The sequence below is a fragment of the Lysinibacillus sp. FSL K6-4013 genome, assembly GCF_038630435.1.
Lineage (GTDB): Bacteria > Bacillota > Bacilli > Bacillales_A > Planococcaceae > Lysinibacillus > Lysinibacillus boronitolerans.
Genome location: NZ_CP152031.1, coordinates 321,306 through 334,528, shown reverse-complemented (window position 1 = coordinate 334,528; position 13,223 = coordinate 321,306). Strand labels below are relative to the sequence as shown.

Here is a 13,223-nt window from a genome sequence, read left to right as displayed (position 1 = left end):
ATACTCACCTCTTACATTTGAACATTCTTTTTATTGGCAAAACGTAAAAATAGTGTGGTACAAACTAATATAAATAAGAATAGTACCGTAGCCAATGCCGAACCCAATCCAATAGCTGTTGTGCCAGAAGCGGTAGAGCTACCAAATGCTAAGCGATAGAAAAATACGGCTAACGTATCTGTAGAATAGTACGGCTCTCCCATAGAACCCTGCATTGCATATACTAATTCAAATGCCTCAAACGACTGGATAAATGTTAAAATGCCCATGATCATAATTGATGGCACCATTAAAGGCAAGTAAATCGTACGCAATAAAGTAAAGCCCTTAGCGCCATCTAACTTTGCAGCTTCGACTAACTCACTTGGAATCCCTTGAAAGCCAGCAAGAAAAATTAAGACACCAAAACCTAATCCAAACCAACAATTGACTAAAATAATGGCAATTAACGCCGTTTTGGGATCACCAAGCCAAGCCTTTTGTAAAGTTTCAAGACCTAATTTCTCCAAAATAACATTTAAAGTACCAAAATTAGGATTTAGAATGAGTTTCCATAAGAATCCTACAACAATAACTGATAATAATCGCGGTAAAAAGAAGGCAGCCTTAAAAAACTCCGCTCCTTTAACTTTTTGATAAATAATAAAGGCAAGAAAGAAGGCTAATCCATTCATAACAATCATTTGCACAACAAAATAGAGGACATTATGTTTAAAGGCATTCCAAAACATGGAGCCATAGGGTTCTGTCGTAAAAAGCGTCACAAAATTTTGGAAACCGATAAAATCGCCACGAGCCATCCCTTTCCATTCAAAAAAACTATAGGATAATGCCGCTATTATCGGATAAAGCACAAACAACCCATATACTATCAGTGCAGGGATAGGGAAAAGATGGATAGTCCACCCTGCTCTTGATTTCCGTTTTCTTACTGATGAAGCTGTATATTCTCTCATCATCAGCAGCCTCCTTTTACTAATCCTGAGACAACAAGACCCCTAAACTCCTGTATAGCACTTCAGGGGTCTACTGATTAGATGCTTTCATTATTTTTGAAATGGCGTAAACCAAGTCTTTGCGTTTTCCTGTATTTTTGCGGCCACCTCTTCAGGCGTTACTTGACCTAAATACATGCCTTGTAGCTCACTTTCAAGCAAGCTCTTTGTTGTTGGGTCCCCACCAGTAAAATTAGTTACCCACATATATGGCGTTGCTTCATTTGCAGTCGAATGACTGATATCATTTAACAATACATCGTCAGAAGTTATACCAGGAATGGCGCTGATCATGGAAAACTCCTTCACAAACAACTCACCAAACTCCTTTGTTGTTAAAAACTCTAAAAACACTTTAGCCGCTTCTTTATTTTTCGAATTAGCATTGATCGCAAATGAGCCATCAACCCAGGTCGTTACTGTTTTATTCCCCTCTTTAGATGGAATAGGGAAATAACCTAAATCTATATCTGGATTCATTTCTAATACAACAGGAATTTCCCAGCTACCTAACGGGAACATAGCTGCGTCTTCTAGCGCAAACAAAGTACGAATATCATCCATTCCTAAGCCTTCAGAGTTGGCTGGAAAATACTTTTTCAAGTCATTCATCACTTGTATTGATTCAATAAACTTCGCATCTGTAAAATCCTTTTCTCCTCCGAGCACTGCTTGATAAAAATCATTGCCCCCATAAACAGCAGGACCGACAATCCCATGTAGCAACGATAACAACCAGCCTTCTTTTGTACCCATTGCAATTGGCGTAATGCCCTTTTCTAATAATTGGTCATTTAATGCCATGAATTCATCCCATGTAGTAGGAATTTCAAGATTATTATCTTTAAAGATCTTTTTATTATAGAAAAATTGTGTAGAGCTTAAGTTAATTGGTACACCGTACTGATTCCCTTGGTCATCGCGAGAAGCCTTTAAAGCTTCTTCAGGAAATACACTCAATCCATTTAAGCCGTTTATTTTCTCAACATAACCTGCCTCCGCAAGCTTCAATCCAGCTGCATAAGGACGCAAATGGAAAATATCTGGACCCTCTCCAGCCTGTAATGCCGTATTGAGGACTGTATTATATTCAGTATTTTTAGTTGGGTTAAATGAAACATGTATATCAGGATGTTGTTCATTAAATAAAGCAATCACTTTTTCATACTTGGCAACATCTTCTGTGCGCCAACTCCCTATTGTTAGCGAAACCTCTTCAGTTTTCGATTTCTCTTCATTATCAGGTGTTGTTGAGGTCGTTATTTTCTCGTTCGTGTTACAGCCTACTAAACCCACAACGAGTAATAAAAGAAGCAACAATAACCATTTACTCTTTTGTCTCATACCAGCAGATCCACCCTTCATATCAGTAATTTTTCATAAATCATCGTATGAAGCTTCTCTCTAATCCTTCCCATGTTTGTATTTCTCCCATAATGCACAGCATTCGTTAGTAAAATGACAAATGCCTTTTTTACAGGGTCCATCCAAATACTCGTGCCTGTAAATCCTGTATGACCAAATGAGCCCTTGCTCCACCTCCTACCAAAACAAAATGATGCTTCATCTCCTCCCCATACTTCAAATCCAAGTCCCCTCGTTTTAAAAGTTTTCGTATAGGCAAGCTCTAACCATTCATATGGAATTACACTTTGTTGCTTGATCCCCAACCAAATTTCCGCATACTTTGCTAAATCCTCTACACATGAAAATAAACCTGCACTACCAGCAATACCATCTAGTAATAAAGCTTTCTCATCATGGACTATTCCCTGTACAAATTGACCTGCCACCATTTCTGTAGATGCTGCAAGCCTTCTTGTATGCACAGGCAGTTGAAAACATGTATGATGCATGCCCCATGGCTTAAAAACCTCTTGCTCTACAAAACTTTTTAATGAAATGCCAGTAACTTCCTCAATCACCTTTCCTATAATAATCATACCTAAATCACTATATTGCACTTGTTCATTTGGCTGCCATACTACATCACTTGCCAGTACCTCCTGCAGGATGTCACGCTTATGATGTCTTTTAACTACAGGTGTTAAATCTGCTGGCAATCCTGAGCAATGCTGCAATAAATGCTGGATTGTAATAAGAGGATAATTAAAATCAGGCAAATAGGTTTGGACTGGATCTGTTATATAAACTTGATTTCGACTCATCAGGAGTAAAATAGCTGGGAGTGTTGCGACAACTTTTGTTAAGGAGGCTAAATCAAACAACGTATTACTTAGAATAGCTTGCTCGCTGCCATCCTCAGCAGTATAGGCTCCATAATTGCATGAAAATAGCCTTCTTTCTTGCTGCTGAACAATTAATACAGCACCTGGAATTTTCTGTTCTTTCACTAAGCCAGTTATATATGCATCTACCAAGGAAGCACCCCACTATTAAATATCTAAATTTTCTGTAAATTAGTATTATCATATAAAATAAAATGATGAAAAATAACACCAATCCTAAAATTTTTTTTCATGTGTACTCAATAAAAAAAGCCCTAGCCAGTAAATATTTACTGGCTAGGGCTACTTTGATTATTTAGTTGGTTTTTTTAAATCCATTGACGCTGCTGCGCTTTCAACTTTTACGCGTTTCAAGAAGAATGCAAGTACCACTGCAATCACTGTTATACCAGCTGCAATTAAGAAGGAATGCGTAATACCATCTAATAAGGCGGTTTGCATAATCTGATCTTGCATTTGTTGCATTTGCTCTGCTGTAGGCGCTGCTCCTGATTGTGCAGCATTCGCTTTGGCTTCTGCAATTAATTCTTCCGCTTTAACTTTTGTACGATTATTCATAAATGTTACAAGGATCGCACTACCGATTGCTCCTGATACCTGCTGTAATGTATTGTTAATCGCTGTACCATGTGGATTCATCATTTGCGGTAGTTGATTTAAACCATTTGTCATAATAGGCATCATGACCATCGACATACCGAACATACGAATCGTATACATGGATACGATATATGTGTAGCTTGAATCAATTTCTAACTTTGTTAAACCGAAAGTTGCAATAGTTGTAATCGTTAATCCAATAATGGCCAACACGCGGGGACCAAACTTATCGAAAAGCTTACCAGTGATTGGTGACATAATCCCCATGACAAGTGCACCTGGAAGCATCATCAAGCCTGCTTCAAATGGTTCGATACCACGGATAGACTGTACATATGCTGGTGTCAAAATCATCCCTGAGAACATTGCCATAGAGACAATAACAGAGATAACTGACCCTAAAGCAAACATTGGATACTTATAAATACGTAATTCCAGTAATGGCTCATCCATTTTCAGCTGTTTAACAACGAAAATAATTAAAGCGATGAAGCCAATCGTAATTGTGCCATATACCCATGGACTTGACCAACCTTTATCTCCTGCTGTACTAAAGCCGTATAAAATACCACCAAATGCAACTGTTGATAAAAGTACTGAAGGGAAATCTAAGTGAACTTCACGTGTCTCCATCACGTTTCTTAATTTCCAAACACCAAATAATAAACTAATTAAAGCAAATGGAATAATCATTTGGAAAAGCATACGCCAATCATGATGTTCCACAATATACCCTGATAATGTAGGACCAATTGCTGGCGCCATAATCATAACTAAACCAAAGATCCCCATTGCTGCCCCACGCTTTTCTTTCGGGAAGCTTGTTAGCATAACGTTCATTAAAAGTGGTGACATACTAGAAGCTCCGGCTGCTTGCACCATACGACCTGCTAGCAGCACGCCAAAATTAGGAGCGAAACCTGCCATAATTGTACCAATTGTAAAGATAGACATCGCTGTAATAAATAAATGTCTATTTTTAAAGCGTGTCACAAAGAATGCTGAAGCAGGCACTAAAATACCACTCACAAGCATATACCCAGTTGCTAACCATTGTACTTTTGAATAGGTGATCCCAAAATCTTTCATGATTGTTGGTAATGCCACATTCAACAATGTGTTATTTAGAAAAGCAACAAAAGCACCCACAAATAGAATAGCTATCATGCCATAAGGGGGCTTTTTCATTGTTTGCTCACTATTCATTTATATCCCTCAATTCTTTCTTGTGTTTTACGATAAAACTTATTTTATACTCGTAGTCTACTTTTTTCAACAAATAAGTTTATATTTTTTATAAACGTTGATATAAAAGCATTCCAAGTGTAGAATAAGAGTATAATATTATAAAAAAGGTGAGGTTATGAACAAAAGAAAAAGACAAATTATAACAGCAGCACGTGAACTTTTTATTGAAAAAGGCTTTCTAGATACATCGATTAATGACATCATCAATGCGGCTAAAATCTCTAAAGGTACATTTTATAATCATTTTACTTCGAAAAATGAATGTTTAATCGCCATCTTAGATGAAGGTCGCGAAGAAGCTAGTAATCGTCGCCATGAGCTCATTTATGGCAAGGACCCTACAGATTTAGAGGTATTGACGCAGCAAGTCGCTGTTCTCATGTATGTCAATCGTGAACATAATTTAGTACAGATATTCGAATCCATCTTCCAATCAAGAGATAAAGAACTAAAAAAAATTATTATTAATTACCATTTACAAGAACTAGAATGGCTCGCCAATCGTCTAGTACAAGTCTTTGGAGAAGAGATTAGCCCTATTAGCTATGAATGTGCTGTTCAAACACTCGGAATGATTAACCTCACTCTACGTGCTGTCTTTATTGCCGATTATAAATATATCAATCGAGAAGCTATTGTACGTGTAGCATTGCGCAATATTAGCGTAATTATACCCACTATGCTTGAGTCGAAAGAAATTATCGTAAGTGTTGAAATGATCAATACCATTCAAAATGTCGTGAACTATAAAACTGTTACTAAAGAAATGGTTATTGAACAACTTCAAGGCTTTACAAAGGGATTATCAAATAACGAAACAATGGAAGGTTTGGAGTATGCACAATTCTTATTAGAAGAATTGCAGAAAGAAAAACCAAAGCTTTTTATCATCGAATCACTTCTTACACCTTTCCGTAAGGCCTTCGTCGGCACAGAACATATCGCAGAAGCCCGTGACATCGCCAATAACTTATGGCGTTACGTAAAAATTGAACAGCCCGCTGAACGCTGTAAGAAATAAAAAAAAGAGGTATCAAATGAACACCTTGATACCTCTTTACTATGTTGAATGAAACTAAGTTCTATGACAGACCTTTGTACAATCTTAAGAAAGTACAGAGATTCACCCTAATGACATTGAAATTTTAGCACAAAGATTGTTCCATCTTGACCTGAACGAACACTAATTGTGCCATTGTGTAAATCAATGAGCTGCTTCGTAATGGCTAGTCCTAGCCCTGTTCCTGTTATATCGTCTGTTGTATTCGTACCTCGATAATAGCGTTCGAATAGATTATCGAGCACCTCCTGAGGAATGCCAGGTCCTTGATCAGCAATGGTAAGCATCACTTCCTTACCAGTATGTTGTGCTTCTACAATTACCTTCGTGCCTTCAGGGGTATATTTTTTCGCATTGGTAATTAAATTATCCATTATTCGCTTGAGTAAAAGCTCATCTGCTTGTAACAACACATCACCATACACCTTCACACACACCTGTTCGTCTGCAAATTGTGGCAGCCATGTTGCTAGCGGCAGTACCACTTTATCGAGCTGTATGGCTTTATTTTTTAATTGATACGTATACGTCAAATCCTGAATAAGTGCATCCATATAGGTTGCCTTTTCCTGCATGGTCTGTGCAAAAATACGCATCTCATCCTTTGTCCACTCATAATCCTCCGATGCCAGCATTGTTGAATAACCGTAAATTGAGCTTAACGGGGTCTTTAAATCATGCGATAAACCTGTTATCCACTCCTCACGTAGTTGCTCTGCATGCTTGATTTGCCTTTCATTTGAATTAAGTCGCTCCGATAAGTGGTTGAGTGACTCCTCTACAGGTTGGAACAGTTTAAATTTCCTTTTCAGCTTTCCTGTCTTTTTATGATGGATTTTTTTGTCGCTAATCTCACTGTAATCAAATTGGGTAAGTCGCTCAATACGCGAAATAACATAGACGAGCGGACGCACGAATTGACGTGAAATACTAATAGACAAGAAAAGAACGCCCAACAGCAAAATAATATGCCCCCCAAAAAAGATAGAAACAAACAATACCATCGCCTTATTAAAAGGCTCTTCAAATGGCTTATACGATGGGTTAGGCATTCTTACAACAAATGTCTTATCGTTGGATAACGCTGCACTTTGATTCAGCTCCGCATGCTCGAAAATATCGTATTTTTCCTCTAGTAATTGTGGCTTATTTAGCTTCTCATAGCGTTCGCCTATGACCTCAATCCGATTCCATTGCTCATCATAAATTTCAACACTAGCTTTATTTTCTTTTAGACGTTGCTTTGTTACAGCAGAAATGTCCCCTGTTGCTGTCCAGTTTTCAAGTGCCTCCTCAAAGAGTGGTTGCACAGGAGTATTCGGAAGAAATAATAAGTAGTAATTCGGCAGTTCCCATGTATGCATGCCTGGTTGCCGCAATGCCAATATTTCATTATCTGACTTTCCACATAGACCACATGTATCTCCAGTATAGTCAACAATCGTCATGGATGGATCAAATAAATAGAGCTGTCCTACATTTTCCTCAGCTCTCTCCACTAAATAATCAGCAATTTTAGCCGTCTTCCCTTTCTCTACAACTGCATCATCTTCAATTTCAAAGGAGCTCATCACATGAATATTGTCACCAACACGATCGTTGATAAAGATAGCAAAAAACACCAAGCTTATAATAAAACCTGAAATAATTAAGAGGTAGAATATGATGAAATACGAAACAAAACGAAGAGTTAATTTTCCAGCAGGCTTCATGCAGAAATATCCCCAACAAGCTTATAACCAATGCCTCTTACAGTGATAATGCATGTCGGCTTTCCAGGATTTTTTTCTATTTTTTCTCGCAGCTTTCTTATATGTACCATCACTGTATTATCATCAAATAAGCAATCACCCCATACGCGCTCATATATTTGCTCTTTTGATAACACTTGCCCTACATTGTCACATAAATATTTTAATAAATGAAACAAGCGACCACTGATTATTTCCTTTACACCGTCTACCTCGATTTCTGCTGCATCAATGTCAAATGTAAAACGGCTACAACTAAATATGTGATTTTCTGGTACACTTTTTTTCTTCATATAACGGACTAGCTGCACCTTTACTCGTGCTACAAGCTCTAAGGGGTTAAATGGTTTTGTAATATAATCATCTGCACCATTCATAAAACCACGAAGCTTATCTGCATCACTACTTTTTGCGGTTAAATAAAAAATAGGGGCGTCACTTTTTTCTCGAATATTATTCGCAATATCCAACCCACTTCCATCTGGTAGCATGATATCTAATAGATAAAAGTCAAATGTTTTAGTATTCATTTCATCTTTTGCTTCGTCAATTGTATTACATAAGGTAATATTGGTAATTCCTTCTTTTCTTAAAATGATTTCAATCATTTCAGCAATGGCACGTTCATCCTCTAACACTAAAATTGATGCTTCCTGCATTTCCTCACCTACTTTTAAGATTACTTTAAGGTAGTCATTATTTCACCATAAGCTTCCTTATTTATTATATGTATAAGATAACCAATTAAGGAGATAAAACGCAATGACAACTAATCGTGTTACTTTCATTGATACAATGCGTGGATTTAGTTTATTTGGCATCTTAATGGCAAATTTGCTAATCTTCCAATTCGGGATGTATGGCAAAGATGAATTAAATAATCTTTCTACCTTAGATAACGGGGCTTTATATTTTGTAAAAGTTGTGATTGAAGGCTCGTTCATGCCCATCTTCACTATTTTATTCGGCTTCTCACTTATTAAATTAATTGAATCCATCCGCAGAAAAAAGAATAAAAGCCGTTGGTCTATTTTACGTCGTGCAACAGGATTAATTGCCCTTGGCTTATTACATTCTATTTTATTGTGGGAAGGCGATATTCTATTTTCTTATGGCTGTATGATGTTATTTTTAATCCCATTTATTAATCGTAAACCAAAAACTTTATTTATTTGGGCTGGTATCCTATTTGTACTAACTACGGCGTTAACATACGGCTCTATGGAAACGTCTAAAAAAGAACAAAAAGAGATAGACACATACATCGAGCAAGCGGATGATGTTTACGCTAACGGCAGCTACTTAGAAATTTTTGATTTTAGAGCTAATGCCGAAGTACCAGGAATGGATGATTCTTCATTTATTTTCATTATATTAATTTTTGCACCTATGTTCTACGCACCACTATTCCTGTTTGGGATGGCACTTGCTAAGAAGCAAGCCTTCGTGGAGATGAATAAGGAAATGAAATGGTATAAGCTTGGTGCTCTCCTTGTACCTATAGGACTCGTATGTAAAAGTGTAAGTTTTATAGAAAGTAAAAGTGCATTTTCTTCTATTTTATTAATGGGCGGCTCCCAGTTATTAGCGATTGGCTATGTTTGCCTCGCAGCATACATTTATAACACCCGTCCAGTTCAACTACTGGCTCCTGCATTTGAGAGCGTTGGCAAACTATCACTAACCAATTATTTACTACAAACCATCATTTGTACAACTGTTTTTTATGGCTATGGCCTTGGCTTATATGGCAAATTAGGGGTCTTTGGCGGAATCCTTTTCGGAATCGTTGTTTATAGCCTGCAATGTGTTTTCAGCCTTGCCTATTTAAAGAAATTTAAACGTGGTCCATTTGAAACAATTTTACGAATATGGACAAATTGGTCTTGGACTGGTCAAGTAAAATAAAACCCCTCAAACAAGCAAATTAGAAAGGAATATTTTTTATGAATAGTGACACAAAAGAAGACTTTACAGACTCATGGTGGTTTTTAGGCATTTGTGCAGCTGTAGCAGTAATTTTAACACTATTTGCCTTTTCATAGACAATATCGATTTCATTTGCCTCCTTGCTGTATACTAGTATTACAACTATACAGCCTAGGGGGTATTTTGTTGTTACATCGTATTATGATTACTGGCTATAAACCACATGAGCTTGGTATCTTTAATGACAAACATCCTGGTATTGTCATCATAAAGAAAGCACTGGAAGCTCATCTACGTACACTGCTTGATGAAGGACTCGAATGGGTTATTATCAGCGGTCAGCAGGGCGTAGAAACTTGGAGTGCTGAAGTTGTTTTAATGTTAAAAAAAGAATTCCCACTTTTAAAATACGCCGTGATCACACCTTTTTTAGAGCAAGAGAAAAATTGGCAAGATCATAAAAAAGAAAAGTATCAAGCATTAATTGCCCAAGCTGATTTTGTCACAAGCGTGACCAAAAAACCCTATGAAGCTCCTTGGCAATTTATTGAGAAGGACAAATTTATTATCCAAAATACAGATGGACTTTTATTAATTTATGATGAAGAAAATGAGGGTTCACCCAAATATATCAAACGGCTTGCAGAAAAATATATGGAGTCCCATGATTATAATCTTTTAACAGTAACTGCCTATGACTTACAATTAATAGCTGAAGAAATTCAACAGCAAAACTGGTAGAAAAATATTGATATAATTTTCTGACAATTATATACTAGAAGTAATAAAAGCTGATTGTTCTTATGGTTTTTACCTATAATTTGAAAGGAGCTGTCATCATTTGAATAAACATATTGAAATGATTCTTGAAGCTTCTCCCGTAAATGTGTCACATGATACGTATCGTAGAGAATGTCGGTATACACGGGGAATTCATATTGAAGAACAAGAATTTCTTGCTATTTTAAATACAATGAGTCATGATTCACGCTTATATTTTGATTTCCATAATCCACGTAAAGAGATTAAAAAGGGAACCTATTTGAATGGACACTCCGGTTTAGCCTACAATATTTATGATTACTATAAACAAAATTATCAAATTGAGCTATCCGAATTAATCAACGGTAAGGATTTTTATGTAAAAATCGTATAAAGCAGAAGCCCCTTTAAAGTTTTACCTTTAAAGGGGCTTTTTTGATCTTATAGGTCTGCTACCTGAGCACCTAATTCTTTATTATTATACATTTCTGTATCTAATTCTTTTGTAATACGTGCTGTTGTAACACCTGCTGTCATTGATCCACTTACATTTAACGCTGTACGACCCATATCAATTAAAGGCTCAACAGAGATTAATACACCTGCTAGAGCAATTGGTAAATCAAGTGCTGATAATACAAGGATAGCTGCAAATGTTGCACCACCACCAACACCTGCCACACCAAACGAGCTTACAGCTACTACTGCAATAACTGTAATAATAAACACAGGGTCAAGTGGATTAATGCCGACTGTTGGTGCAATCATAATGGCTAACATTGCTGGATATACACCTGCACAACCATTTTGACCGATTGATAATCCAAATGAGCCTGAGAAGTTTGCAATCCCCTCAGATACACCAAGACGACCTGTTTGCGTTTTAATATTCATCGGTAAAGTACCCGCACTAGAACGTGATGTAAAGGCGAATAATAATGTTTCTGCTGATTTTTTTAAATACGTAAATGGATTTAAACCACTTAATGTAAGAATTAATAAATGTACGATTAAAACAATAAATAATGCTACATAAGAAGCAATCACAAATTTACCTAAATTGTAGATCGCTCCAAAATCAGATGTTGCGACAGTACGAGCCATAATCGCTAGAATTCCGTATGGCGTTAAGCGTAATACAATTGTTACAACGCCCATTACAAGAGCATAGATAGCATCTAAGCCTTTTTTAATTGTTGCTGCTGTTCCCTCATCCTTACGTGCCACACGTAAATAAGCAAAACCAAGGAATGCAGAGAAAATTACAACCGCAATTGTTGACGTAGAACGAGCACCCGTTAAATCAAGGAATGGATTTGCTGGGAATAACTCAATAATTTGTGTTGGTAGATCAGGAGCTGCTAAGCCCGTTGTTTTTTCTTCAAGGTATTGACCACGTGCAGCTTCTGCATCACCTTGTAAAATTTGTGTTGCATCTAAATCAAAGACTGTTGCAGAAAGAATCCCTACAGCTGCCGAAACGGCTGTTGTACCGATTAAAATGGCTAAAATAAGTGCTGCCATTTTTCCGAAATTTTTTCCAATCTTCATTTTAGTAAATGCAATTAAAATGGATATAAATACCAAAGGCATTGCTACCATTTGGAGCAGTTTCACATACCCAGTACCGATAATATTGTACCAAGATGTTGTTTTGGCTAATACTTCAGAATCGAGACCATAAATAAAATGAAGTCCAAGACCAAGTACAATCCCTAAGCCTAAACCGGCGAAAACACGATTAGAAAACTTAACGTGCTTTTTATTCATAACATATAAAATTCCAACGAACACAAGCAACACTGCTACGTTAAGAATGATTTGTAAATTCGACAATGGAATGCCTCCTAAGATGTTTTATAATAATGTAATCGAATTATATACCCATAATCCCTATAATTCAAGTATGTTTTATTAAGATTAATAAATTCCTATAACAGAATGCTTTCTTGCTAAGGATTATACCCCGAAAAATGGCGTAACAATCATCCTCTGGCAAAGGATTAATCATGGAAAAGCTCATAAAAAATGTTTGTAAATGTATAGCTAGTTTAATCAATGCCACTACATTTGGTGACAAATGAGTAACTGCCCCTATACTGTTAGTTTTTAACAGTGCAGGGGCAGCCTTTTAAGCATTATTTCTAATTACAAATCTTGGTTCGTAGTCACTAATGATGTCAAACACACCGTCATTATAGCAGTAGATATGATGTTCTACGGTAGGAATTTCTTTGCTTCCAATCCACGGGAGTTGATCAAACCATTCTATATAATCTGAATTGCTCATTTTATAAAACCATTCTGCTGAAGAATTTTTAGATTGTTCTTGGGTCATGGCTTCAGTGACCATGTCTACTAAATCAGATCGTGGGATTTCTCCAGTATAGCGAAAAGACCAAACATAATCTTGAATAGGAGACATCTTATCATAGATAATATCAACTTCTGTATTGTTTCGATCTATTAATGTTAAGCATAGCCCTCGATCTGTATAATTCAATGTGGCATTAACGATTTGGGCTCTTTCTAAGCAAGTGACGGGTTGCCAAATGTGCATTCTTCTTGAATCCATCTAAACACCTCCTGTAACCAAAATATATATCAATTTTATTTAAATTTTCATATA

12 protein-coding genes are annotated in these 13,223 nt (G+C 36.6%); 4 read left to right on the top strand and 8 right to left on the bottom strand.

Translation table 11 applies throughout. The features are described 5' to 3' along the window. Positions 1–11 precede the first annotated feature (11 nt). From MHB39_RS01660 to MHB39_RS01645, 4 genes are all read right to left on the bottom strand, one after another. Positions 12–959 (bottom strand): sugar ABC transporter permease, encoded by a 948-nt coding sequence (locus MHB39_RS01660; protein WP_312125597.1) that lies wholly within the window; start codon positions 957–959, stop codon positions 12–14. Between the two features lie 87 nt (positions 960–1,046). Next, positions 1,047–2,339, bottom strand: coding sequence for an extracellular solute-binding protein (locus tag MHB39_RS01655; RefSeq protein ID WP_342545679.1), 1,293 nt, complete (start codon positions 2,337–2,339; stop codon positions 1,047–1,049). Between the two features lie 17 nt (positions 2,340–2,356). After that, on the bottom strand, positions 2,357–3,376 hold the full coding sequence (locus tag MHB39_RS01650) for a serine hydrolase domain-containing protein (protein ID WP_048391885.1): 1,020 nt from the start codon (positions 3,374–3,376) through the stop codon (positions 2,357–2,359). Between the two features lie 159 nt (positions 3,377–3,535). Continuing rightward, complete coding sequence (locus MHB39_RS01645; protein ID WP_066038386.1) at positions 3,536–5,050, bottom strand: DHA2 family efflux MFS transporter permease subunit; 1,515 nt, start codon at positions 5,048–5,050, stop codon at positions 3,536–3,538. Positions 5,051–5,207: 157 nt separating this feature from the next. Here MHB39_RS01645 and MHB39_RS01640 point away from each other — a divergent pair, with 157 nt between their 5' ends. Continuing rightward, entirely contained in the window at positions 5,208–6,113 is a 906-nt protein-coding gene (locus MHB39_RS01640; RefSeq protein WP_036075411.1) for a TetR/AcrR family transcriptional regulator, read from the top strand. 107 nt (positions 6,114–6,220) lie between these two features. Here the strand turns inward: MHB39_RS01640 and MHB39_RS01635 are convergent, their stop codons facing one another. Both MHB39_RS01635 and MHB39_RS01630 read right to left on the bottom strand, forming a co-directional pair. After that, positions 6,221–7,864 carry a HAMP domain-containing sensor histidine kinase gene (locus MHB39_RS01635; RefSeq protein ID WP_036075408.1) on the bottom strand — a complete coding sequence of 548 codons (1,644 nt, stop codon included), beginning with the start codon at positions 7,862–7,864 and terminating at the stop codon, positions 6,221–6,223. Continuing rightward, positions 7,861–8,562: a response regulator transcription factor gene (locus MHB39_RS01630; protein ID WP_342545677.1), complete on the bottom strand. Its 702-nt coding sequence runs from the start codon at positions 8,560–8,562 to the stop codon at positions 7,861–7,863. Before MHB39_RS01630 ends, MHB39_RS01635 begins: the two co-directional genes overlap by 4 nt. Positions 8,563–8,665: 103 nt before the next feature. Here MHB39_RS01630 and MHB39_RS01625 point away from each other — a divergent pair, with 103 nt between their 5' ends. The 3 genes from MHB39_RS01625 to MHB39_RS01615 all read left to right on the top strand — a co-directional run bounded on the left by MHB39_RS01625 (position 8,666) and on the right by MHB39_RS01615 (position 10,988). Continuing rightward, positions 8,666–9,811: a DUF418 domain-containing protein gene (locus tag MHB39_RS01625; protein WP_342545675.1), complete on the top strand. Its 1,146-nt coding sequence runs from the start codon at positions 8,666–8,668 to the stop codon at positions 9,809–9,811. 207 nt (positions 9,812–10,018) lie between these two features. Further along, positions 10,019–10,573: a DUF1273 domain-containing protein gene (locus tag MHB39_RS01620; RefSeq protein WP_066038383.1), complete on the top strand. Its 555-nt coding sequence runs from the start codon at positions 10,019–10,021 to the stop codon at positions 10,571–10,573. Positions 10,574–10,673: 100 nt separating this feature from the next. Then, the gene (locus MHB39_RS01615; protein ID WP_036075397.1) at positions 10,674–10,988 is read left to right on the top strand and encodes a hypothetical protein; all 315 of its coding nucleotides are present in this window, start codon (positions 10,674–10,676) and stop codon (positions 10,986–10,988) included. A 47-nt stretch (positions 10,989–11,035) separates the two neighbouring features. Here MHB39_RS01615 and MHB39_RS01610 read toward each other — a convergent pair whose 3' ends face one another. Together MHB39_RS01610 and MHB39_RS01605 are read right to left on the bottom strand one after the other, a co-directional pair. After that, positions 11,036–12,430: an L-cystine transporter gene (locus tag MHB39_RS01610; protein ID WP_016991756.1), complete on the bottom strand. Its 1,395-nt coding sequence runs from the start codon at positions 12,428–12,430 to the stop codon at positions 11,036–11,038. Positions 12,431–12,725: 295 nt separating this feature from the next. After that, positions 12,726–13,169 carry a hypothetical protein gene (locus tag MHB39_RS01605; protein WP_312125610.1) on the bottom strand — a complete coding sequence of 148 codons (444 nt, stop codon included), beginning with the start codon at positions 13,167–13,169 and terminating at the stop codon, positions 12,726–12,728. Positions 13,170–13,223: the final 54 nt, after the last annotated feature.

Bases quoted from the DNA above. Each gene is read 5' to 3' on its own strand.
- MHB39_RS01660 (WP_312125597.1), bottom strand. From the start codon at position 959: ATGATGAGAGAATATACAGCTTCATCAGTAAGAAAACGGAAATCAAGA.
- MHB39_RS01655 (WP_342545679.1), bottom strand. From the start codon at position 2,339: ATGAGACAAAAGAGTAAATGGTTATTGTTGCTTCTTTTATTACTCGTT.
- MHB39_RS01645 (WP_066038386.1), bottom strand. From the start codon at position 5,050: ATGAATAGTGAGCAAACAATGAAAAAGCCCCCTTATGGCATGATAGCT.
- MHB39_RS01640 (WP_036075411.1), top strand. From the start codon at position 5,208: ATGAACAAAAGAAAAAGACAAATTATAACAGCAGCACGTGAACTTTTT.
- MHB39_RS01635 (WP_036075408.1), bottom strand. From the start codon at position 7,864: ATGAAGCCTGCTGGAAAATTAACTCTTCGTTTTGTTTCGTATTTCATC.
- MHB39_RS01630 (WP_342545677.1), bottom strand. From the start codon at position 8,562: ATGCAGGAAGCATCAATTTTAGTGTTAGAGGATGAACGTGCCATTGCT.
- MHB39_RS01625 (WP_342545675.1), top strand. From the start codon at position 8,666: ATGACAACTAATCGTGTTACTTTCATTGATACAATGCGTGGATTTAGT.
- MHB39_RS01605 (WP_312125610.1), bottom strand. From the start codon at position 13,169: ATGGATTCAAGAAGAATGCACATTTGGCAACCCGTCACTTGCTTAGAA.